Source organism: Pseudomonas sp. P20 (assembly GCF_016463925.1).
Taxonomy (GTDB): Bacteria; Pseudomonadota; Gammaproteobacteria; order Pseudomonadales; family Pseudomonadaceae; genus Pseudomonas; species Pseudomonas aeruginosa.
This window is the reverse complement of record NZ_JAEMVM010000023.1, coordinates 44,655-67,879: the sequence shown is the minus strand read 5'-3', so window position 1 is coordinate 67,879 and position 23,225 is coordinate 44,655. Positions and strand designations below refer to the sequence as shown.

Sequence of the window (23,225 nt, the reverse complement as noted above, 5' to 3'; positions counted from 1 at the left end):
GCCTCAGCCCGGCGCCGGGTACTGGCGCTGCGCGGCGTCGGCGAAGCCTGCGGCGAGAAAGTCGATCAGCGCGCGGACCGAAGGCAACAGCCCGCGCCGCGAGGGGAACATTGCCACCACCATGCCTTCCACCGGCGTCCACTCCGGCAGCACCCGCACCAGCCGGCGCTCGGCCAGGTCGCGACTGACCACGCAGAGCGGCAGGCCGCCGATCCCGACGCCCTCCAGCACCGCCTGGCGCAAGGTGCCGAGGTCGTCGCTGAGCAGTTGCGGGCGCAGGTTGAGGGCCGCGCTGCTGCCATCCGCGCCGACCAGCCGCAGGCTGCCGTCCAGGCGCGAACGCTCCCAGCCGACGTAGGGCATCGCCGACAGGTCGGCCGGCAGCTCCGGCGGGCGGTAGCGGGCCAGCAGCTCCGGGCTGGCCACCAGCACCTGCGGGCTGCGTGCCAGCACCTTCATCACCAGGTCGCTGTCCTCCAGCGGCGGGAAACGCAGCGACAGCGAGATGTCGTAGCCTTCGGCGATCACGTCGACCCGGCGATTGAAGGTCTTCACGTACAGCTCGACGTTCGGATACTGCGCCATGAAGCGCGCCAGCATCGGCGCCAGTTCGAAGTGCAGCAGCGGCGTCGAGCAGGTCAGGCGGACCATTCCGCACGGCTCCGAGCGGTTCTGTTCGATGACGTCCTCGGCAGCCTCCGCTTCCACCGTCATCGCCACGCAATGACGGTAGTAGGCCTGGCCGATCTCGGTCACCTGGAATTGCCGCGTCGAGCGCTGCACCAGGCGTACGCCCAGGCGCGCCTCGAGCTGCGCGACCTTGCGGCTGATGGTCGACTTGGGAATCCCCAACACCCGCCCGGCGGGGGCGAAGCCACCGTGCTCGACCACCTTGGCATAGATGAAAAGCGCGTTCAGATCGAACACCAGCTCACCACTCATCGTTCCACCTGCGAGACTCTGAGACTTGATTTGCGGACTACCGGTTCCCACTCCCGGGAACTAGCGTATCGCTCCATCGACTCAATCGAGGAGCACCGACGTGAAAAAGGTCCTGGGAATCTACGGCAACGCCAACCGCCACTGGGTGGGCGACGGATTCCCCGTTCGTTCGCTCTTTTCCTACAACACACTGGGCCAGCATATCAGCCCGTTCCTCTTGCTGGACTACGCCGGGCCTGCTGATTTCCCCCCCGCACAGCAGCGCCGCGGCGTAGGCCAGCATCCTCATCGCGGCTTCGAGACGGTGACCATCGTCTACCAGGGCGAGGTCGAGCACCACGACTCCACCGGCGCCGGCGGACGCATCGGGCCGGGGGATGTGCAGTGGATGACGGCGGCCTCCGGGATCCTCCACGAGGAGTACCACTCGGAACGCTTCCGTAGCACAGGTGGAACGCTGGAAATGGTCCAGCTATGGGTCAACCTGCCCTCCAGCGACAAGATGAACCCGCCGCGCTACCAGACCCTGCTGGATGCCGACATTCCCCGCGTCGGCCTGCCCGACAGGGCCGGCGAACTGCGGGTGATCGCCGGACGCTACGGCCGCCACCAGGGGCCGGCGCTGACCCACTCGCCGCTGGCGGTCTGGGACGTGCAGCTGAAGGCCGGCAAGCACCTCGCCCTCGACCTGCCCAAGGGACATACCTGCGCCGTGGTGGTCCTGCGCGGCACCCTCGCGGTCGGCGACGAGATCGTTCGCGAAGCCCAGGTCGCCCTGCTCGACCGCGACGACCCGCGGCTGGAACTGGAAGCCAACAACGACGTGCAGTTGCTGGTGCTCAGCGGCGAGCCGCTGGACGAGCCGATCATCGGCTATGGCCCCTTCGTGATGAGCAGCCGCGAGGAAATCGACCAGGCCATCGAGGACTTCGAGAACGGGCGCTTCATCCGCGCCCACTGAAGTCCGCCCCCCTACGACATGGCCCGCGCAGGAAGCGCGGGCCCGGCCGGGCTTTGCCCGAAATTCACGGACGACCACCCTGCAAGAGGAAATGGAAATGAGCGCTCCCGCCAACTTCAACGGTCAGACCCCGAAGATCGATCCGGCCAACGCCGCCATGTTGCTGATCGACCACCAGAGCGGCCTGTTCCAGACGGTCAAGGACATGCCGATGACCGAACTGCGCGCCAACGCCACCACCCTGGCCAAGGTCGCCACCCTGGCGAAGATCCCGGTGATCACCACCGCCTCGGTACCGCAGGGCCCCAACGGCCCGCTGATCCCGGAGATCCACGAGGCCGCGCCGCACGCCCAGTACGTCGCGCGCAAGGGTGAGATCAATGCCTGGGACAACCCGGAATTCGTCGCCGCGGTGAAGGCCACCGGCAAGAAGCAACTGATCATCGCCGGCACCATCACCAGCGTGTGCATGGCCTTCCCCAGCATCGCCGCGGTACACGACGGCTATCAGGTGTTCGCGGTGATCGACGCCTCCGGCACCTACTCCAAGATGGCCCAGGAAATCACCCTGGCACGGGTGGTCCAGGCCGGCGTGGTGCCGATGGACACCGCCGCGGTCTGCTCGGAAATCCAGCGTACCTGGAACCGCGACGACGCCGTGCAGTTCGCCGAAGCCTACAGCGCGGTATTCCCGCACTACCAACTGCTGATCGAGAGCTACGCCAAGGCCCAGGCCGTGGTCAACAACCACGAGCAACTGGATTCGCAGCGCAAGTGATCCATGGGAAGGAAGGGGCTGCACGCCCCTTCTTTTGCCGAGCAGGAGCCTGGTGGATAGCAACGACTACGGACCGGACCCATGCCTGATTCCTCCACGAAGCGCGGGGCTACGCTCTGCCTTGCCCTTGCCATAGGTCCGGGCTCGCTCCTGGCCGACGACTCCCTGGGCCATCGCGACAACATCAGCACCGGCCTGAACCAGCGGCAGAAAGCCGAAATGAAGGTGCCGCCGGGCTTCGTCGAAGGCTCGACGCTGAACGGTTTCCTCCGCAACTACTATTTCGCCCGCGACAACCACGACACCCCGTCCCGCCGCGACCAGCGCGAATGGGCCCAGGGCCTGATGCTGTCGTTCCGCTCCGGCTATACCGACACGCCGATAGGCATCGGCCTGGATGCGCACGCCTTCTACGGCCTGCGCCTGGACGGCGGTGGCGGCAGCGGCGGCGCCGGCGTGTTGCCGCTGGACTCCGCCGGTCGCCCCGCCGACAGCTTCTCCGCGGCCGGCACGGCCCTCAAGCTGCGCGGCCTGGACAGCCTGCTGAAGATCGGCGACCAGTTGCTGGAGAACCCGGTGATCGCCAGCGGCGTCAGTCGCATGGTGCCGCAGAGCTACCGTGGCGTGACCCTGAAGAACTACCATTTCCGCGCGTTCGAACTGGACGCCGGCTTCGTCGAAGCCACCCGCCTACGCAACCAGAGCGGCCACAGTCATCTCACCAGCGGCTACGGCAACGGCACCAAGGGCGGTATCGCCGCCGATCGCGAAAGCCCGCACATCGCCTGGCTGGGCGCCAGCTACAGCGCCCCCGGCGGCAGCCAGGCGACGCTCTACAGCGGCCGCCTGGAGGATATCTGGAACCAGCACTACCTCGGCCTCAGCCAGCCGTGGCGGCTTTCCAGCCAATTGACCCTGACGCCCTGGCTGCATTACTACAAGACCCGCGACCAGGGCCGCAGCCAGCTCGGCCGGATCGACAACGACCTCTACAACGCCGGCCTGACCCTGGCCGGCGGCGGCCAGTCGCTGAGCCTCAGCCTGCAAAAGGTCGATGGCGACACCCCGTTCGACTTCATCGCGCAGAACGACCGGACCTTCCTCTACGAAAGCAACGCCATGCAGTACGCCGACTTCAACGGCCCCGGCGAGCGCTCGTGGAAGATCCAGTACCAGGCCAGCCTGGCCTTCCTCGCCGCCCCGGACTGGCAATTCGGCGCCGCCTACGGCCGTGGCCAGGCCGACCTGACCCGGGTCGACCCGGACAGCGCGGGCTATGGCTACCTCTACAACCCCAATGGCAAGAACGCCCAGCACTGGGAACGCGACCTGTCGCTGCGCTACGCCTTCCCCGCCGGCCCGGCCAAGGGCCTCAGCGTGACCCTGCGCTGGGCCACCCACCGCCCCGGCGAAGGCTACACCGCCCCCGGCAACACCCGCGGCAACTCCAGCTCCGACGAATACCGGGTGGTGGTCGACTACCCGATCAGGTTGCTCTGAACCCACGGAACCAGAAAAAGAGAAATCCCCTCATGCGTGCAGCCCTGCTACCCACCTTCGGCGCCCTCTCCGCCGCGCTCTGCCTGGAGGCCCGCGCCGACGCCGTCGCGCTGCCGCCGCTGGCGCTCGGCAACACCAGCTTCATGGACGGCGTCAGCCGTCCCGGCATGCTCTTCGAACTGCCCCTGCAATACGTTCGGGCGAACAACGCCAGCGATGCCGGCGGGCATTCGGTTCCCGGACGGCAACGGGTTCGTGGCACCACGCTGTTGCCGCACTTCGCCTACCTCAGCCAGAACACCCTGCTCGGCGCCCACTACGGCGCCGAAGTGCTGCTGCCGCTGGTACGCCTGGACCTCGATATCGACGGCGGCCCGGACGGCCGGCGCACCCGCCAGGGCGACCTGATCGTCAGTCCGCTGATGCTGCAATGGGGGCCCGCTACGCTGTTCGGCCGCCCCTACTGGCAGCGCCTGAACTTCGTCTTCTCCCTGCCCACCGGCGACTACGACAAGGACGCCGCGATCAACACCGGCAGCAACACCTGGATCTTCAACCCGCACTACGCCTTCACCTGGGAACTGGGCGAGCGCCTGGAACTCAGCGGCCGCCTGCACTACGCCTGGATCAGCCGCAACGACGACCCCTCGCCGCGCCTGGGCGCAAACGACGTACAGCCGGGACAGGCGCTGCACGCGAACTTCTCGATCTCCTACGCGCTGGACCCGCACTGGCGGATCGGCCTGGCCGGCTACCAGTTGAAACAGATCAGCGCCGACCGCATCGACGGCCACCGGCAGGCCGACTCGCGCGAGCAGGTCTTCGGCATAGGCCCGGGGGTGATGTACAGCCAGGGCAGGCAAACGCTGTTCGCCAACCTCTACGCCGAAAGCGGCGCGCGCAACCGCAGCGAAGGCAACCAACTGACCCTGCGCTACCTGCTGGCGTTCTGAATCGGCGGTTAACGCCCTGGAAACGCCGACACCTCCCCGGGTCCGTAGGGCGAATAACCGCTCGCGGTTATCCGCCGCTTAACCGCGACATCGGCGGATAACGCCCATGGCGTTATTCGCCCTACGCACCCCGGAAACGCCGGACAGCACCCCAACTCCGTAGGGCAAATAACCGCTCGCGGTTATCCGCCGCTTATCCGCGATATCGGCGGATAACGCCCATGGCGTTATTCACCCTACGCACCCCGGAAACGCCGGACAGCGTCCCAACTCCGTAGGGCAAATAACCGCTCGCGGTTATCCGCCGCTTATCCGGGGTATCGGCGGATACCGCCTGTGGCGGTATTCGCCCTACAGGCCCTGGAAACGCCGGACAGCTCCCCCGGACATTTCCGCAGGCTCTCTCAGAAGCCCGGGAATTGGATAAAAACCCAGTAGGAGGATGATGGAGGGGCCGGCAAATCCGTCCCGCAGGGACAGGACCGAACGGCACTGCCCTCTATTTTCTGAGGGCAAAAAAGACGCGGGCCGCAGGTGCGGGAACACCTACGACCCGCTAACCACAAACCAGCTTATAAAGGAGCTGACCCATGGCTAAGCCGAATGATACGTCCAACCCCGAGGTAACAGAATCGTCCCCCCGCTTCGTCCCGCTGCTCCCCACCTCCCAGGCCGACATGTGTCCGCGTAGCGCCACCCTGTACGTGGACACCCATGCACTCCCCACGCACTTGTTCGACAACGCGAAAGTGCGCTTGAGGTCGGCGATCAACATCCTGGCCATGACCCGTTTGCTCGATGAGAAAGAAGAGCCCGGCGGCACCCTGGCCTACATCAACGGTGCGTTGCTGTCGCTGCTCAGCGATGCCTTGTCCGAAATCGAGGCGGGCCACCCGAGCCTGTAGCGCCGCTCCCTGGCGCGACGCCCCCGGCCTGGCCGGGGGCTTTGCGGCATCGCCATCACAAGACCTTTCGCGTCCGAACGGCACGCTTGATCGCCGTCCCGGTCCTCGCGAAACGGCCGCCAATTGCCCGAAACTTCCGACCCTTTTTTCGGACGATTTCTTACGCCCTTATAAATCAGCAAGTTACGAGACCTCGAAAAAAGAGGGTTTCTGGCGGGAAAAACCCGCCGCTCCTGTTTTCCGCCAAATGGCTATAGGTTTTCCGGGCCAGCCCAGTGCCACGCAGGTAACCAGGAAATGCTCAGGGAACAGGTTCGGCTGCGAGCAGTTCACCGCCATATAGACAGTGGACAAGAGCCTACCCTCATAGGCCTAGCTGTTCAGCGGGCTTGTGCCATCGGAGACTTCGTACAAGGCTTAGCCATTGCCGTCCTACAGGCGCTGTCAGTAGGCTTTTTTCGCCGGTGACTTCGGTTCCCGGCAGGCCACAGCCTGCTGGCCCAACACCCACGAGCGGCCTGTCTCCCTGCCGCGCCGGCAGAAGCCAGGCAGCGGACAGCTCAGAGAAGGATTTCTCCTATGCACGGCCATACCCAGCTTGCCCCGCACTACTTCTTCCGACAGCAGCGATTGCTGCGCGCGCTGCTGATCGACGACCAGGCCTGGTTCGTCCTCGACGACTTCGCCCGGCTGATCGAACACAGCCAGCCCGAACAGATGCTCGCCCGCCTGGACGACGACCAGGCGCGCCGCGAATCGTTGCGTTCCGAACGTGGCGAAGACCAGGCGCAGTGGCTGATCAGCGAGTCCGGCGCGTATGCCGCGCTGATCTACCAGCAGCGCGGCGATGGCGGCGAATTGCGCCGCTGGCTCAGCGGCGAGGTGGTGCCGGAGTTGCGCAGCGCCACCGACGACAGCGGCATGCCGCGCTACGTCAAGTTGCGCTGGGAGCGCCAGGTGGTGCACATGCTCGACTGGCAGGGCAAGCTCTGGGTGAATTTCAGCGAGATGCCCGACCTCCTCGAACGCCAGGGCGAACCCATGGTGCAACTGGGTTGGCGACGCTGGTTGAGCAAGTTGCGGCCGCTCTAGGCGCCGCTCTGGCGTCGTGTTGGGCGGGGCCTGTCAGATCTGCCAGCTTAAGCGGCGCGGCGCCATCCATTAACAATAGAGCAACGACTCGGGCCTAGCCTCTCCTTTCCCACGGACAGCACGAAACCGCTGGCATGAAGATAACGCGAAACCTTCTGGACGATCTCTACACGGATGACCAGGGCAGCCAGGACCTGACGGGCCTCCGTCAGCCTCGCAAGATGCGTCGTGAAACCAAGGAGAAGCCGCGCAAGCGAACGCTGCGCGACTCCCGGCCGGACCGTCCCCTGTAGGAGCTACGCTCGCCTAGCGGGCGGGTTCGCCGCTCCGAACGCCCCTCTCCCTCAAGGTCAGAGGGCTGGTTTGCCTAGAACGAATTTGTAGAAAGGCCCGCCAGGACGCCCGGGCGTCTTCGGCGGGCCTTTTTCATGCCTTTCCGCCACGCGCCCCGCACAGGTATCCGGCCTGTGGCGGGGCGCGTGCCTCAGAGCATTTCCAGCTTCGACATCAGGTCGTTCAGGCGCTCGGCCTTCTGCTCGCTGATCTCGCTCGGGGCCAGGGACTCGATGTAGCTGGCCAGCTCTTCCACCGTGGTGCATTCGAACATCGCCCGTAGCGGCACGTTGCGTTGCAGGGCCTTCTGCACCCGCGAGGCGATCTGGGTGGCCAGCAGCGAATGCCCGCCGAGTTCGAAGAAGTTGTCGAACACCCCGACCCGCTCGACCTTCAGCACCTCGGCCCAGATCCGTGCCAGGGTTTCCTCCAGTTCGTTGCGCGGGGCCTGGTAGGCCTGGTTCTGCATCTGGCCGATGTCCAACGCCGGCAGCGCCTTGCGGTCGAGCTTGCCGTTGGCGTTGAGCGGCATCCGGTCCAGCACCAGCCAGTGCAGCGGCACCATGTAGTCCGGCAGGTCGGCGCGCAGTTGCTGCTTGATCCGCTCGAACCAGGCGCCCTGCTCCACCATCAGTCCGGCCGGCGAGTCGGCGCTGGAACGCTGTGTCTCGCCGGGAACCAGGTAGCCCACCAGGTACTTGCCGTTCTCCCCTTCCTGCACCGCCACCGCCGCCTCGCGGACGTCGGCGCGTTCGTGCAGGCGCGCCTCGATCTCGCCCAGCTCGATGCGGAAGCCGCGGATCTTCACCTGGTGGTCGATCCGCCCGACATATTCCAGCAGTCCGTCGGCGCGCCGCCGCGCCAAGTCGCCGGTACGGTACAGACGCTCGCCCGGCGCGCCGAACGGATGCGGGACGAAGGCCTGGGCGGTGCGCAGCGGATCGCCGACGTAGCCACGACCGACGCCGGTGCCGGCCACGCACAGCTCGCCCACCGCGCCCAGCGGCACCAGTTCGAAGGCGTCGTCGGCGCCGGCGCCGAGCAGGTACAGGCGGTTGTTGTCGGTGGGACTGCCGATCGGCAGGTAGGTGCTCTCGGTGGAGGCCAGGTCGACGCGGAAGAACGCCACGTCGTCGGAGCATTCCGCCGGCCCGTAGGCATTCACCAGGCCGATCCGCGGGTAGCGCTTGAGCCACTGGCGCGCCAGTTCCGGCGGCATCGCCTCGCCGGTGGGCAGCATCCAGCGCAGGCCGTCGAGGGCCTGGCGCTCTTCGGCGAGCATGCCCTGGATCAGCGACGGCACGCTTTCCAGCACCGTGATGCCCTGTTCGCCGACGTGCGCCAGCAGGCCCTGCGGATCGTGGGCGACGGCGTTCGGCACGATCGCCACGCGGGCGCCGAACAACGGCGCGGCGAGGAACTGCCAGACCGAGATGTCGAAGCTCTGCGAGGCGGTCTGGGCGATCACGTCGTTCTCGTCCAGTTCCAGGTACGGGACCTTGCTCAACTGGTTGTTGAGCATGCCCGCCTGCTCCACCATCACGCCCTTCGGCAGTCCGGTGGAGCCGGAGGTGTAGATCACGTAGGCGAGGTTCTGCGGCCCGCTGTAGACCTGCGGATCGTGCTCGGCGCCCTCGCCCTGCTGGATCTCGTCCCACACCAGCAGGCGCGGCCGGTCGACGCAGCCGAGTTCGTCGAACAGCGCCAGCGCCTGCTCGCGGCAGGCCTGGGTGCAGACCAGCACCGGCGTGCGGCTCAGCTCGACGATCCGGGTCAGGCGCTGGGTCGGATGGCCGGGGTCGAGCGGCAGGTAGCCGGCACCGGCCTTGAAGCTGCCGACGATCATGCCGAGCAGGTCGAGGCCGCGCTCGGCCAGCAGTGCCACCGGCTGGTCGATGCCGACGCCGGCGGCGCGCAGGGCGTGGCCGAGGCGGTTGGCCCGGCGGTTCAGCTCGGCGTAGCTCCAGCGCTGTTCCAGGCAACTGGCGGCGATGCGCTGCGGATGGGCCGCCACCTGCGCCTCGAACAGCCGCACGTAGCCTTGCTCCAGCGGGTAGTCGCGGGCGCTGCGGTTGCAGCCGTCGAGGAGGAAGTCGCGCTCGTCCTCGCCGAGCAGCGGCAAGGCCTCCAGTTCGCCGTGGAAACCGTCGGCCAGGGCCAGTAGCAGGCGCTTGAACTCGCCGAGCAGGCGCTCGACGGTCGGCGCCTCGAAGTAGCGCTGGTCGTAGGACAGGTGCAGGCCGAGGTCATCACCCGGATAGCAGACCACGGTCAACGGGAAGTTGGTGTGGGTACGCCCGGAGTCGGAACTGGCGTTCAGGCTCTGCGCGCGGTCCAGTACCGAGACTTCCACCGGAGCGTTCTCGAACACGAACAGGCTGTCGAACAGCGGCTGGCCCTTGGGCAGCTCGCTGCTTTCCTGGATGGCTACCAGGGGCAGGTGCTCGTGCTCGCGCAACTCCAGGTTGCGCTCGAACAGCCGGTTCAGCCATTCGCGCACCGTGCAGCGCTGGCCGGCGGCCGGCATCTGCACGCGCAATGGGATGCTGTTGATGAACAGGCCGACGGTGCGCTGCATTTCCGGCATGCCCACCGGACGCCCGGCCACGGTGACGCCGAAGAGCACGTCGCGCTCGCCGCTGAAGCGGCGCAGGGTCAGCGCCCAGGCGGCCTGGGCGAAGGTGTTGACGGTGAGCTGGTAGCGCTGCGCCAGTTCGCGCAGGCGCGCGCCGTCGGCGGCGTCCAGACGCGTATAGCGGTCACCGACGATCATCCCGCCGCTTTCGCCGGCGTGCTCGCGGAGTAACGGGCGGTCGCTGGGCACCAGGGTCGGCCGCTCGAAGCCGCGCAGGCTCTCGCTCCACCAGCGGCGCGACTGCTCCAGGTCCTGGCGTTGCAGCCAGGCGATGTAGTCGCGGTAGCGCGGCGGCGTCGGCAGGTTCGCCGGGCGGCCTTCGCCGAGGGCGCCGTAGATCTCGAAGAAGTCGTTCATCAGCAGGCCACGGCACCAGGCATCGATGAGGATGTGGTGGTTGCTCATCATGAACCAGTAGCGCGCCTCGTCCAGGCGGATCAGGCGCAGGTGGAACGGCGGCTGTTCGAGCAGGTCGAAGCCGGCCTCGCGCTCGCGCTTGTGCAGCGCTTGCAGGCGTTCCTCGTGGCCGTCCTCCGGCAGTTCGCTCCAGTCGAGGAACTCGATGCGGGTGCGACCGGGCTTGTGGATCACCTGCAACATCGTTTCGCCAGCATTCCAGACGAACGACGCGCGCAGCGCCTCGTGGCGGGCCACCACCGCCTGCCAGGCGGCGGCGAAGCGCTCGGGATCGAGCGGGCTGTCGATCCGGTAGCGGTCCTGCATGTAGTAGATGCCGGTGCCCGGTTCCAGCAGGGTGTGCAACAGCAACCCTTCCTGCATCGGGGTCAGCGGATAGACGTCCTCGATCTCGCCGGCCGGCACCGCCAGGGCGTCCAGTTGCGCCTGGCTCAGTTGCGCCAGCGGGAAGTCGGACGGGGTCAGGCCGCCGGCGCCGTCTTCCAGGCAATGCTCGATCAGCGCCTGCAGTTCGGCGAGATAGGCCTGCGCCAGCTCGTTCACCGTCTGCGCGTCGTAGCGCTCGCGGCTGTAGGTCCAGCGCAGCACCAGCTCGCCGCCGTAGACCTGGCCATCGACGCTCAGCTCGTTGGGCAACGGCGCCTGCTCGTCGTGGATCGGCCCGGTGGGCTGGTCCAGCGGCTGGAACAGGGCGTCGGCGAAGCTCTGGTCGAACTGTCCGAGGTAGTTGAAGGTTATCGGCGCCGTGGGCAGCGCGGCCATCGCCTGGCGCACCGCCGGATCGGCGAGGTAGCGCAGCACGCCGTAGCCGAGGCCTTTGTGCGGCACCGCGCGGAGCTGTTCCTTGATCGCCTTGATCGACTCGCCCGGGCTCTGCGCCGGGGTCAGGCGCAACGGGTAGGCGCTGGTGAACCAGCCGACGCTGCGGGTCAGGTCGATATCGTCGAACAGCGCCTCGCGGCCATGCCCTTCCAACTGCACCAGCGTCGATGGCTGCCCGCTCCAGCGGCAGAGCACGCGAGCGAGGGCGGTCAGCAGCAGGTCGTTGACCTGGGTGCGGTAGGCCGCCGGCGCCTGTTGCAGCAATTGCCGGGTACGTTGCGGGTCGAGCCGCAGGCTGACACTTTCCGCCAGCGCCTCGCGGTTGTCGCCCTGCGGGCGGTCGCACGGCCACTCGACCGGCTGCCCACCCAGCCGGGCTTGCCACCAGCCCAGCTCCTCGCGCAGCGATTCGCTGCCGGCGTAGGCCTGCAGGCGTCCGGCCCAGTCGCGGAAGGCGCTGGTCTTGGCCGGCAGCGCCGGTTCGGCGCCCTCGGCGAACTGACGGTAGACCTGTTGCAGGTCCTCCAGCAGCACCCGCCAGGACACCCCGTCCACCACCAGGTGGTGGATCGCCAGCAGCAGGCGTTGCTCACCGGCCGGGCCGTCCACCAGCACCGCGCGCAGCAGCGGCCCCTGTTCGAGGTCGAGGCTGCGCTGGGCCTTGGCGAACAGCTCGGCGCATTCGTCGAAGGATTGCACCGGGACGTGCCAGAGCAGTTCCTGTTCGCGCAGCGGACGATGCTGCGCCAGCCACTCGCCGTCGACCTGGCGGAACGCCAGGCGCAGGGCATCATGCTGTTCGACCAGGCGTTGCAGGGACTTGCGCAGCAGACCGAGGTCAATGGCCTGCCGCGGCTGCAACAGCAGCGACTGGTTCCAGTGTTCGCGGCGCGCCAGCGGCAGGTCGAAGAACCAGTGCTGGATCGGCGTCAGCGCGCTGTCGCCCTGCACCGGCCCCTGCTCGGCCTGGCTGGCCTGGCTGTGCCGGGCCACCGCGGCGAGGCTCTGTACGGTCTGGTGCTGGAACAGGTCGCGGGGGCTGAAGTGGATGCCTAGCTGGCGGGCGCGGCTGACCACCTGGATCGACAGGATCGAATCGCCGCCCAGTTCGAAGAAGTTGTCGCCGAGACCTACCCGCTCGACGTTCAGCACCTCGCGCCAGACCCCGGCCAGTTGCTGCTCCAGCACGCTGCGCGGGGCCTCGTAGGCCTGCCGGTTGAGCGCCGGGTCGGGCGCCGGCAGCGCGCGGCGGTCGAGCTTGCCGTTGGCGGTCAGCGGCAGGCTGGCGAGCAACAGCAGGTGGGCCGGCACCATGTAGTCCGGCAATTGCTGCTTGAGATGCGTTTTCAGCGCCTCGCGCAGCGCCGCCTGGGCGTCCTCGTCCTGCTCGGCCACCGCGCTGGCGACATAACCGGCCAACTGCTTGCCGCTCGGGCTGTCGAGCGCCAGGACCAGCGCTTCGCGAACCTGCGGATGCTCCAGCAGGCGCGCCTCGATCTCGCCCAGTTCGATGCGGAAGCCACGGATCTTCACCTGGTGGTCGATGCGGCCGACATATTCCACCTGGCCGTTGTCGCACAGGCGCACCAGGTCGCCGGTGCGGTACAGGCGGCCGCCCTCGGCAGCGAAGGGATCGGGCACGAAGCGCTCGGCGCTGAGCGCCGGACGCTCATGGTAGCCGCGCGCCAGGCCGGCGCCGCCGACGTAGAGTTCGCCGGTCGCGCCCTGCGGCACCAGGGCCAGGTCGGCATCCAGGATGTAGGCGACCCGCGCACCGACCACGCTGCCGATCGGCACGCTGGCGGCACCCTCCTCCAGTCGTTCGGGAGCCAGGCAGGCCAGCGGCATGACCACCGTCTCGGTCGGTCCGTAGGCATTGAAGAACGACGCCGGGGCGAAGGCCTGGCGAATCCGTTGCAGGTGCTCGCCGGTCAGCGCTTCGCCGCCGGTGATGCACATGCGCACCGGCAACTGCCGGCCCTGGCTCTCCAGCCACTGGGCGAGCTGGCTGCCGTAGCTCGGGGTGAAGCCGAGGATGCTCACGCCCTCCGCGCGGATCAGCTCGCAGATTTCCTCCGCGCCCCACTGGCCCTGGGCCCGCAGCACCACGCGGGCGCCGCACAGCAACGGGGCCAGCAGGCGCTCGCTGGCGGCGTCGAAGTTGATCGAATAGAAGTGCAGTTCACAATCCTCGGCGCGCATGCCGAAGCGCTCGATCACCGCGGCGCAGTGCATGGCGATCTCGCCGTGGGAGACCGCCACGCCCTTCGGCTTGCCGGTGGAGCCGGAGGTATAGATCAGGTAGGCCTGGTGCTGCGGCCCGCTCAGCGCTGCCAGCGGCGCGGGGTCCTCGGCGTCCAGCGCCGGGCCGTCCTCCTCGAGGCACCAGCGCGCCACGCCCGCCGGCAGCTCGCCGAGGGCCTCGAACAGCGCCGCGTGGCTGAGCAGCAGGCGTACGCCGCTGTCCTCGATCATGTATTGCAGGCGCTCCAGCGGATATTCCGGGTCCAGCGGCACGTAGGCGCCGCCGGCCTTGAGGATCGCCAGCAGGCCGACGACCATCTCCAGCGAACGCTCCAGGGCCAGGCCGACCCGCACTTCCGGGCCGACGCCGTGACTGCGCAGGACGCGCGCCAGACGGTTGGAGCGGGCATCGAGTTCGGCATAGCTCAGGGTCTGTCCGGCGAAGGTCAGCGCCGGGGCCTGGGGGCTAGCCGCCACGCGGGCGGCGAACAGGCCATGGAGGGTGTCCTGGAGCCCTGCCTCGCCGGCCGTGCCGGCGAGCAGCAGTTGCTTCCGCTCCTCGGCGGCGAACAGCGGCAATTCGGCAATGCGCCGCTGCGGGTCGCCCAGCAGCGCCTCCAGCAGGTTCTGCCAGTGTCCGGCCATCCGCGCGATGCGCGGTTCGTCGAACAGGTCGCGGCTGTAGGTCAGGCAGCAGCCGAGGCGCTGGTCGAGGTCGGTGACCTCCAGGTTGAGGTCGAACTTGGTCGCCCGCGCATCGTTGGCGATGTACTCGACGGTCATCCCGGCCAGTTGCCGGGTCTGCTGGAACTCCCAGCGCTGGACGTTGCACATCACCTGGAACAACGGGTTGTAGGCGGCGCTGCGCGGCGGTTGCAGGGCTTCCACCAGGTGGTCGAACGGCAGGTCCTGGTGCGACTGGCCATCGATCACGGTCTGCCGCACCTGCTCAAGCAGCTCGCCGACGCTCATCTGTCCGTCGAGCCGGCAGCGCAGCACCTGGGTATTGAGGAAGGCGCCGATCAGCCCTTCGCTCTCCGGGCGGATGCGGTTCGCCACCGGCGCGCCGATACGCAGGTCCTGCTGGCCGCTGTAGCGGTAGAGCAAGGCCGCAAGGGTGGCGGTCATGGTCATGAACATGGTCAGCCCGCGGGCGGCGTTGAAGCGGCGCACGCGCTCGGCCAGCTCGGGGCTCAGGTCGAAGCGGTAGAGGTCGCCCTGGTGGCTCTGCACCGGCGGGCGTGGCCGGTCGCCCGGCAGTTCGAGCAGCGGATGCTCGTTGCCCAGCTGGGCCTTCCAGTAGTCGAGCTGGCGCTGGCGCTCGCCGCTCTCCAGCCACTCGCGCTGCCACACGCTGTAGTCCAGGTACTGGACCGGCAACGGCTCCAGCGGCGATTCGCGGTCGTCGAGGAAGGCCTCGTAGAGCGCGCCCAGTTCGCGGGCGAAGATGTCCATCGCCCAGCCTTCGGTGACGATGTGGTGCAGGGTCACCACCAGGTAGTGCTCGCGCTCGGCCATCTTCACCATGCAGACCCGCAGCAACGGCCCGCTCTCAAGGTCGAAGGGCCGGTGCGCCTCGCTGTCGGCGAGGGTCTGCAGGTGCTGCTGGCGGCTGTCGCGGTCGAGCGCGGAGAAGTCCTGCCAGTCCATGTGCAGGCCGCCATCGCTATGTACGCGCTGTACCGGCACGCCGTCGACGCTGGGGAACGTGGTACGCAGGGTCTCGTGGCGCTGCACCAGGGCCTGTAGCGCGGCCTCGAAGCGCGCCACGTCCAGCGGCCCGCTCAGGCGTGCCAGGCCGCCGACGTTGTAGGCCGGGCTGTCCGGCTCCAGTTGCCAGAGGAACCACATGCGCTGCTGCGAGTAGGACAGCGGCACCGGCTGCTCGCGGTCGATGCGGCGGATCGCGCCGTGGCTGTCGGTACGTCCGGCGGCCTGGGCTGCGCGGACCTGTTCGCAGAAGGCCTCCAGTTCGCTGGCCTCGAACAGCGCGCGCAACGGCAGTTCGACGTCGCAGGCCTGGCGGGTGCGCGAGACGATGCGGGTGGCCAGCAGGGAATGCCCGCCGAGTTCGAAGAAATCGTCGCGCAGGCCGACCCGCGGCAGGCCGAGCACTTCGCTCCAGATCGCGGCGATGCGCCGTTGCAGCTCGGTCCGCGGCTCGACGTGCTCGCGCTGCTGCCAGACCGGCTCCGGCAGCGCCCGCGTATCCAGCTTGCCGCTCGGGCCGAGGGGCATCTGCGCCAGGCGCATCAACTGCGCCGGGACCATGTATTCCGGCAGTTCGGCCTGTAGCGCGGCGCGCAGACGCTGGTTCTGCTCGGCTTCCGCCTCGGCGCCGACAGCGCCAGTGTAGTAGCCGACCAACTGGCTGCCGGCCACGCCTTCGCGGATCACCACTACCGCCTGGGCCACCCCCGGCTGCGCCAGCAGGCGTGCCTGGATCTCCTCCGGCTCGATGCGGAAGCCACGCAGCTTGACCTGCTGGTCGAGGCGACCGAGGTATTCCAGCACCCCGTCGGCGTTCCAGCGCGCGCGGTCGCCGGTGCGGTACAGGCGCTCGCCGTCGGCCGAGAACGGATCGGCGACGAAGCGCTCGGCGCTCAGCGCCGGGCGCCCCAGGTAGCCACGGGCCAGGCCCAGGCCGCCGATGCACAACTCGCCGGCGACGCCGGCCGGCAGCAGGTTGAACTCGGCGTCCAGCACGCGGCAGACCACGTTGCCCAGCGGCCGGCCGATCGGCGAACGCTCGCCGTCTTCCGCGCGGCACTGCCAATGGGTGACGTTGATGGCGGTCTCGGTCGGCCCGTAGCGGTTATGCAGGGCCACCGCCGGCAGGCGTTGCAACACGCGGTTGCGCAGCTCCGCCGGAAGCGCCTCGCCGCCGGAGAACAGGCGGCGCAGGCTGCCGCAGGCGGCGACGCCGGGTTCGTCGATGAACAGTTGCAGCAGCGGCGGCACGAAGTGCAGCGTGGTCACCTCGAACTGCCGCACCAGTTCCACCAGGCGCGCCGGATCGCGGTGCTCGCCGGGGGCGGCAAGGACCAACCGGCAACCGGTGACCAGCGGCCAGAAGCACTCCCACACCGACACGTCGAAGCTCACCGGCGCCTTCTGCATCAGCACGTCGTCGCCGTCGAGGGCGTAGGTGGCCTGCATCCATTGCAGGCGCTCGGCCAGCGCCGCGTGGGTGTTGCCCACGCCCTTCGGCTGGCCGGTGGAGCCGGAGGTGTAGATGACGTAGGCGAGATTGTCGCCGTGCAGGTGCAGGCCCGGTGCCTGGCTCGGCCAGTTGTCGAGCTTGAGGCTGTCCAGGCAGATCGGCGTGACGCCCTCCGCGCCAGGCAGGCGCTCGAACAGATGGGCCTGGGTCAGCAGCAGCTCGACGCCACTGTCGGCGAGCATGTAGGCCAGGCGTTCGCTGGGGTAGTCCGGGTCCAGCGGCACGTAGGCGCCGCCCGCCTTGACGATCGCCAGCAGACCGACCAGCAGTTGCGGCGAACGCTCGGCGCAGATCGCTACCCGCACGTCCGGGCCGACGCCCTTGTCGCGCAGGTAGTGGGCCAGGCGGTTGGCCCGGGCGTGCAGTTCGGCGTAGCCGAGGCTGCCGCCGTCCCACTCCAGGGCGACGCGTTCGGCGGACTGCGCCAGTTGCCGCTCCAGCAGCTCCGGCAGCCAGGCGCGCGCCGGCTCGCAGGGCGCGCTGCCCCATTCGGCGAGGTGCGCCGCCTGCTCGGCGTCGACCAGGGCGATATCGCCGAGGCAGCGCTGCGGGTCTTCCGCGACCTGGCGCAGCAGCTCCAGGTATTGCGCGGCGAAACGCCGGATGCTGGCCTCGTCGAAGAGGTCCGCGGCGTAGTCGAAATTCAGGGTCAGGCGACCGCGAGCGTCCTCCTCGCTCTGCAGTTGCAGGTCGAACTTGGCTTCGCGGCTGTGCCAGGGCAGCTCGTCGGCGAGCAGGCCGGGCAGCCGGCGCAACGCCGACAGGTCGCGCTGCTGGTGGTTGAACAGCACCTGGAACAACTGGCCGCCCTGGCCGCAGGCCGCGAGCACCTGGTCGAACGGCAGGTCCTGGTTGGCCTGGGCGCCGAGGGTCGCCTCGCGAGCCTCGCCGAGCAACGCGGCGAACGGCTGGCGCGCCCGGGGCGTGCCGCGCAGGACCAGGGTGTTGATGAAGAAGCCGACCAGCCCCTGGGTCTCCAGGCGCTGGCGGTTGGCGCTGGGCACGCCGATGCGGATCTCGCCCTGCCCGCTGTGGCGATGCAGCAGCGCCTGGAACGCCGCCAGCAGCCACATGAAGACACTCGCCTCATGGTCCAGCGCGGCCTCGCGGATAGCCCGCGCCAGGGCTTCGTCGACCCGCAGGCTGTAGCGCGCGGCGGGCGACGCCTGGCGCGCCGTGCGCGGATGGTCGGTGGCCAGTTCCAGCACCGGCGCCGTGTCGCCCAGGCGCTCCCGCCAGTAGGCCAGTTGGCGGGCGCCCTCGCCCGCGTCCAGCCACTGCCGTTGCCAGGCAGCGAACTCGGCGTAGTGCAGTTCCAGCGGCGCCAGGTCGGCCGGCTGGCCGCCGCAGGCTTCGGCGTAGAGCCGCGAGAATTCGTCGAGCAGCAGGTTCAGCGACCAACCATCGGCGACGATGTGATGCAGGGTGACCCAGAGCTGGTGCTCCTGTTCGTCCAGGCGCACCAGGCTGACCCGCAGCAGCGGCCCCTTTTCCAGGTCGAACGGCTGCTGCGCCTCGGCTTCGCGGCGCTGCGCGGCAGCCGCGGCGCGTTCGTGCTCGGCCAGCGCGGCGAGGTCGACGAACTGCCAGGCGAACTCGCCCCGCTCGTCGATACGCTGCAAGGCCGCGCCGTCGCGCTCGAGGAAACGCGTGCGCAGCGCTTCGTGGCGTTCGACCAGGCGCTGGAAGCTGGCGCGCAGCGCCGCTTCGTCCAGCTCGCCGCGCAGGCGCAGGCCGCCGGGGATGTTGTAGGCGGCGCTCTGCGGATCGATCTGCCAGGTCAGCCAGAGACGCTGCTGCGCCGCCGACTGCGGCAGGTCGACACCGCGCGGCAGGTGCGCCATCGGTGCCTCGGCCGGCAGGCCGGCGGCCAGTTGGCGGGCCACCGTGGCGCTGAAGGCCTGCAGGGTCGGCGCCTCGAACAGTTGGCGCAGGTCGAGGGCGACGCCGAGACTGTCGCGCACCTGGGCGACCACCTGGGCGGCGCCGATGGAATTGCCGCCAAGCAGGAAGAAGTGATCGCGCGGCGCTACCTGCGCCACGCCCAGCCGGGCCTTCCAGATCTCGCCGATGCGTGCCAGCAGTTCGTCGTCGCCTGCCGGCGGCTGCGCCTCCTGCACGGCCTGGAGGCCGGGAAACAGCGCATAGCTGTCCAGGCTGCCGTCTTCCAGGCGCAGGCGGCAGGCGGAACGTTGCAGCTTGCCGCTGGACGTCTTCGGCAAGGCGCCGGGATTGAGCAGCGCCACCACCTTCGGCGCTTCCTGGTAGGCCTCGGCCACCGCCTGGCGGATCGAGTCGATCAGCTCCTGGGCCGGCACCGATTTCTGGACGCCGCGACCGATCTCGGCGGCGATGCCGATGCCTTCCTCGCCATCGACCGTGACCGCGAAGGCCGCGACCCTGCCCTTGCGCGCCGACGGCACCTCGCTCTCGACGGTGCGTTCGATGTCCTGCGGATAGAGGTTGTGGCCGCGGACGATGAGCATGTCCTTCAGGCGCCCGGTGACGAACAGTTCGCCGTCGCGGAGGAAGCCGAGGTCGCCGGTGCGCAGCCAGGTGCGCCCGTCACGCTCGACGAAGGTCTTCGCCGAAGCTTCCGGGTTGCGCCAGTAACCGTGGGCGATGCTCGGCCCGGCGGCCCAGATCTCGCCGACGTTGTCGTCGCCGAGGACCTCGCCGCTCGCCGCGTCGACGATCAGCACGGCGTGTTCCGGCTGGCTGCGGCCGCAGCACATCAGCACGCTGCCTTCGCCTTCGGCGATGCGGTTGCGCGCCAGCGCCTCGCCATCCACCGCCAGGGCGGGAATGCCCTGGCCGCGCTGGCCGCCGGTGACGAACAGGGTCGCCTCGGCGAGGCCGTAGCAGGCGAAGAAACTGGACGCGTCGAAGCGGCTGGCGGCGAATTTCTCGGCGAAGCGTTCCAGGCTGTCCTGGCGGATCGGCTCGGAACCGGAGAAGGCTACCCGCCAGCCGCTCAGGTCGAGACGCTGCAGGGCCGACTCGGCGACCCGCTCGCTGCACAGCCGGTAGGCGAAATCGGGACCGCCGCTGACGGTGCCGCCGTACTGGCTGATGGCTTCCAGCCAGCGCACCGGACGTTCGAGGAAGTAGCGCGGCGACATCAGCACGCAGGGTACGCCGCTGAAGATCGGTTGCAGCAGGCCGCCGATCAGGCCCATGTCGTGGTACAGCGGCAGCCAGCTGACGATCACGTCGTCGGCACCGATGCCGAAGCCTCGGCGGATCAGCACCTCGTTGGCGACCAGGTTGCCATGGCTGACCTGCACGCCCTTGGGCAGTGCGGTTGAACCGGAGGTGTACTGGAGGAAGGCGATGTGCTCGGGACGCACTTGCGGCTCGTCCCAGGCCTCGGCAACGGCCGGGTCCAACTGGTCGACGCAGAGCAGTTGCGGGGCGTTGGCGGCGGACAGTTGCGCGTTCATCTGCAGCAATGGCTCGCGCAGGTCAGCGGTGGTCAGGACCAGGCGCGGCTCGGCGTCGGCGATGATCGACAACAGGCGTTCCTGGTGATGGCGGCGCGCCGATTCCGGCGGGTAGGCCGGCACCGCGATGACCCCGGCATACAGGCAACCGAAGAACGCCGCGACGTAGTCGGGGCCGCTGGGAAACAGCAGTACCGCGCGATCGCCCAGCTGCGCATGGGCCTGCAGGGCCGCGGCGATGCTCCGCGCGCGCAGGTCGAGATCGCGATAGCTGAGGACCACGCCTTCGCCATCGTCCTCGGCGAGGAAGCGCAGCGCCAGGCGCTCGGGCTCCTGGACAGCGCGGCGACGCAGGGCCTGGACCAGGGTGGTGGGAAGTTCGAAGGCGTCCATCATGTGTTTTCCTGCCTGAATTCGGCTTGCAATCGAGTTCTAGTGAGTCCCGGAAACAGTCGTCGCGGCCGCCCCTCAACTGGCGGCGCGCATGCTTCCCCGGACCTTGTCCTTGTGCCAGCGCAGCAGATGCTGGCCGGCGTAGCGACGCAGCAGGCGCAGCAACTGCCCCTGCTGTTCACGGATGAAAAAGTGCTGCCCGTCGAGCAGGTCGAGGGTGAAGTCGCCCCCGGCCTCATGCAGCCAGCCGAGCAACTCGGCGCTGCGCAGGCTGTCCTCGCGTCCGCCGAACAGGTGCAGCGCCGCTTCCAGCGGCCCATGCGCCTGGTAGCGGTAGCTGCCGGTGACGAGAAAGTCCGCTCGCACCACTGGCAACAGCATCTGCATCAGCGACGGATCGTTGAGGACGGCCTCCGGAGTACCCCGGTAGTCGCGCAACGCGGCGACCAGTTCGGCGTCGGCCTTGGCGCGCCGGTAGCCGCTGACATCGTTTTCGGCGGGCGGGGATACGCCGGAGAGGAATAGCGCCAGCGGCCCTTCGAGGCCGCGCCGACGCATGGCATGGGCCAGTTCGAAGGCCAGCAGCCCGCCCAGGCTGTGGCCGAAGAAGGCGTAGGGAGAAGCGCTATCGAGGGTGCCGTGCAGCTCGCCGGCCAATTGCGCGACCAGGCTGGCGGCATCGGTATGCAGGGCCTCGCCGAAGCGAAGGCCGCGCCCCGGCAATTCCAGGGGCAACAAGCGGATCCAGCCCGGCAGGCTGGGCTGCCAGCGGCGGAACAGCGTGGCGCTGGCCCCCGAATAAGGCAGGCAGAACAATTGCAGGGAAACGGCCGGGCTCACCTGCCGACCTCCTTGCGCCGCTGTCGTGGCCCTCGTCCGGGGCAGAGCGCTTTCCCATGATCGATCGGCATTTCCGTCTCCTGCTGCGCACGCCGGGGCGCCGGGCACCTGCCCGCGCTGTCACAGAGGGGAACGGATAACAACGGCAAATAATTAGCGCATGTAACCGCAATCTCCGGGCAACCGCGGAGCATTGCGCGAAAGGACGCCAACCCCTATCCATTCTGATGGGTTGTGCCCGGCGCTATCGCCGCATCGGCGATAGCGATGTACGCCATGGAGCAGCCGGGAACGGTTGTCGCAGCGCCTTAGCGCAGTTCTTGCGCGGAACGCCGGCAGGAGCGGCGAGGCGGTCAATACCGATTTCTAACTAGCTGATTCCTAAAGATTATTAAAAAAATTTCGTCTGCGACGCATGACTGCAACATTGGCGCGGCCATCCTTCTGAAACGCCGAAGAATTTCTCCCCTCCATCATTCGCAGCGGCTATTTGCCAGCATGCGGACCATTCACGAATAAAGGTGAGATTGGTTATTTCTTCGTAATTGACAATCATTATCATTCAACATAATTTGTTGCGCCATGTGTGGGTCTTACCCCACCGCCAGTGCTCTGCAGCCCCCTCCGCAGCAAGGTGATTTCCATGTCGGAACAACTGTCTACCCGCAGATGCGATACCCCGCTCCTCCAGGCATTCGTCGATAACCGTACGATCCTGGTGAAGATCGCCGCCCGCATTACCGGTTGCCGCTCGCGAGCCGAAGATGTGGTCCAGGATGCGTTCTTCAGGCTCCAGTCGGCGCCGCAGATCACTTCGTCGTTCAAGGCACAGCTCAGCTACCTGTTCCAGATCGTCCGCAACCTGGCCATCGATCACTACCGCAAGCAGGCGCTCGAACAGAAATACTCGGGGCCGGAGGAAGAAGGCCTGAACGTGGTGATCCAGGGCGCCTCGCCGGAAACCTCGCACATCAACTACGCGACCCTCGAACACATCGCGGATGCCCTCACCGAGCTGCCCAAGCGCACCCGCTACGCCTTCGAGATGTACCGCCTGCACGGCGTGCCACAGAAGGACATCGCCAAGGAACTGGGCGTCTCGCCGACCCTGGTCAACTTCATGATCCGCGACGCCCTGGTGCACTGCCGCAAGGTCACCGCCGAGCGCCAGGGCGACAACGTCACCCATCTCAGCGCCCGCCGCTGACGGCGGCGAGCATTCCTCAGCGCCGGTAGCGGCGCACCGACGCCGCCTGCGCCTCGGCCCTGGCGGCGAAATGGGTTCCCAGCAGCAACAGCGCCGCGCGCTTGTGGCGAAAATCGAAGGGTTGGCCGCAGCAGCGGCAAAGGCCCGGCGCGGTTTCGCAGCGCGCCTTTCCCAGCGTTGGCCTCGGCGGCTCAACGGGACCGTCCAGGTAGAAATGGTGGACCAGCGCCGCCAACCACTCCGCCACCCGCTCCGGCTCTCCCCGCTCCCGCGGCCCAAGGGCGTAAAGCAAGCCCGTGGGATCGCCACGCCGGCGCTCCTCCTCGATGAATGCGCAGGTCGCGACAGGTTCAGGACACTCCTGCGCCGGTTCGTGCGACTCGTTGCACGCAGGCCGCTGCCTGTCGCAGCGGGCATATGGATCGGCCTCGCGGCGCTCGAGGGGCGACGGAAACGACAGGCTGGAGGCTGGAGACGGAAGCATGGCCGGCTACTCGTGGGGCTTGCCTGAGTAACGTCGCATCCCGCCGCGAATTT

11 protein-coding genes are annotated in these 23,225 nt (G+C 68.2%); 7 read left to right on the top strand and 4 right to left on the bottom strand.

The features are described 5' to 3' along the window. Positions 1-3 precede the first annotated feature (3 nt). Positions 4-942 (bottom strand): LysR substrate-binding domain-containing protein, encoded by a 939-nt coding sequence (locus JHD77_RS24210; RefSeq protein ID WP_003105956.1) that lies wholly within the window; start codon positions 940-942, stop codon positions 4-6. Between the two features lie 100 nt (positions 943-1,042). Between JHD77_RS24210 and JHD77_RS24205 the strand changes: the two genes are divergently transcribed. The 6 genes from JHD77_RS24205 (at position 1,043) to JHD77_RS24180 (ending at position 7,131) form a co-directional block, all read left to right on the top strand. Continuing rightward, on the top strand, positions 1,043-1,903 hold the full coding sequence (locus JHD77_RS24205; protein WP_003089646.1) for a pirin family protein: 861 nt from the start codon (positions 1,043-1,045) through the stop codon (positions 1,901-1,903). 97 nt (positions 1,904-2,000) lie between these two features. After that, a complete protein-coding gene (locus JHD77_RS24200; RefSeq protein WP_003111283.1) occupies positions 2,001-2,681 on the top strand; it encodes a hydrolase in 681 nt (226 codons plus the stop codon). A gap of 81 nt (positions 2,682-2,762) precedes the next feature. Continuing rightward, positions 2,763-4,181: an OprD family porin gene (locus tag JHD77_RS24195; protein ID WP_031756291.1), complete on the top strand. Its 1,419-nt coding sequence runs from the start codon at positions 2,763-2,765 to the stop codon at positions 4,179-4,181. A gap of 32 nt (positions 4,182-4,213) precedes the next feature. Beyond that, positions 4,214-5,134: a SphA family protein gene (locus tag JHD77_RS24190; RefSeq protein WP_004349914.1), complete on the top strand. Its 921-nt coding sequence runs from the start codon at positions 4,214-4,216 to the stop codon at positions 5,132-5,134. A gap of 590 nt (positions 5,135-5,724) precedes the next feature. Beyond that, on the top strand, positions 5,725-6,039 hold the full coding sequence (locus JHD77_RS24185) for a hypothetical protein (RefSeq protein WP_003113065.1): 315 nt from the start codon (positions 5,725-5,727) through the stop codon (positions 6,037-6,039). Positions 6,040-6,618: 579 nt separating this feature from the next. Beyond that, positions 6,619-7,131 (top strand): BRO-N domain-containing protein, encoded by a 513-nt coding sequence (locus JHD77_RS24180; protein ID WP_004355475.1) that lies wholly within the window; start codon positions 6,619-6,621, stop codon positions 7,129-7,131. A 484-nt stretch (positions 7,132-7,615) separates the two neighbouring features. Here JHD77_RS24180 and pvdL read toward each other — a convergent pair whose 3' ends face one another. Continuing rightward, positions 7,616-20,644: a pyoverdine non-ribosomal peptide synthetase/polyketide synthase PvdL gene (gene pvdL, locus JHD77_RS24175; protein ID WP_031756289.1), complete on the bottom strand. Its 13,029-nt coding sequence runs from the start codon at positions 20,642-20,644 to the stop codon at positions 7,616-7,618. Positions 20,645-20,716: 72 nt separating this feature from the next. Then, a complete protein-coding gene (pvdG, locus tag JHD77_RS24170; RefSeq protein ID WP_003102981.1) occupies positions 20,717-21,481 on the bottom strand; it encodes a pyoverdine biosynthesis thioesterase PvdG in 765 nt (254 codons plus the stop codon). Between the two features lie 643 nt (positions 21,482-22,124). On the opposite strand from pvdG, the gene pvdS reads away from it, so the two are divergent. Beyond that, positions 22,125-22,688 carry a pyoverdine signaling pathway sigma factor PvdS gene (pvdS, locus tag JHD77_RS24165; protein WP_003113068.1) on the top strand — a complete coding sequence of 188 codons (564 nt, stop codon included), beginning with the start codon at positions 22,125-22,127 and terminating at the stop codon, positions 22,686-22,688. Between the two features lie 16 nt (positions 22,689-22,704). Here the strand turns inward: pvdS and JHD77_RS24160 are convergent, their stop codons facing one another. Continuing rightward, entirely contained in the window at positions 22,705-23,172 is a 468-nt protein-coding gene (locus tag JHD77_RS24160; RefSeq protein ID WP_031756288.1) for a hypothetical protein, read from the bottom strand. Positions 23,173-23,225 lie beyond the last annotated feature (53 nt).

Excerpts from the sequence above, each read along its gene's own strand:
- JHD77_RS24210 (WP_003105956.1), bottom strand. The coding sequence starts at position 942 with ATGAGTGGTGAGCTGGTGTTCGATCTGAACGCGCTTTTCATCTATGCC.
- JHD77_RS24200 (WP_003111283.1), top strand. The coding sequence starts at position 2,001 with ATGAGCGCTCCCGCCAACTTCAACGGTCAGACCCCGAAGATCGATCCG.
- JHD77_RS24195 (WP_031756291.1), top strand. The coding sequence starts at position 2,763 with ATGCCTGATTCCTCCACGAAGCGCGGGGCTACGCTCTGCCTTGCCCTT.
- JHD77_RS24190 (WP_004349914.1), top strand. The coding sequence starts at position 4,214 with ATGCGTGCAGCCCTGCTACCCACCTTCGGCGCCCTCTCCGCCGCGCTC.
- JHD77_RS24185 (WP_003113065.1), top strand. The coding sequence starts at position 5,725 with ATGGCTAAGCCGAATGATACGTCCAACCCCGAGGTAACAGAATCGTCC.
- JHD77_RS24180 (WP_004355475.1), top strand. The coding sequence starts at position 6,619 with ATGCACGGCCATACCCAGCTTGCCCCGCACTACTTCTTCCGACAGCAG.
- pvdL (WP_031756289.1), bottom strand. The coding sequence starts at position 20,644 with ATGATGGACGCCTTCGAACTTCCCACCACCCTGGTCCAGGCCCTGCGT.
- pvdS (WP_003113068.1), top strand. The coding sequence starts at position 22,125 with ATGTCGGAACAACTGTCTACCCGCAGATGCGATACCCCGCTCCTCCAG.
- JHD77_RS24160 (WP_031756288.1), bottom strand. The coding sequence starts at position 23,172 with ATGCTTCCGTCTCCAGCCTCCAGCCTGTCGTTTCCGTCGCCCCTCGAG.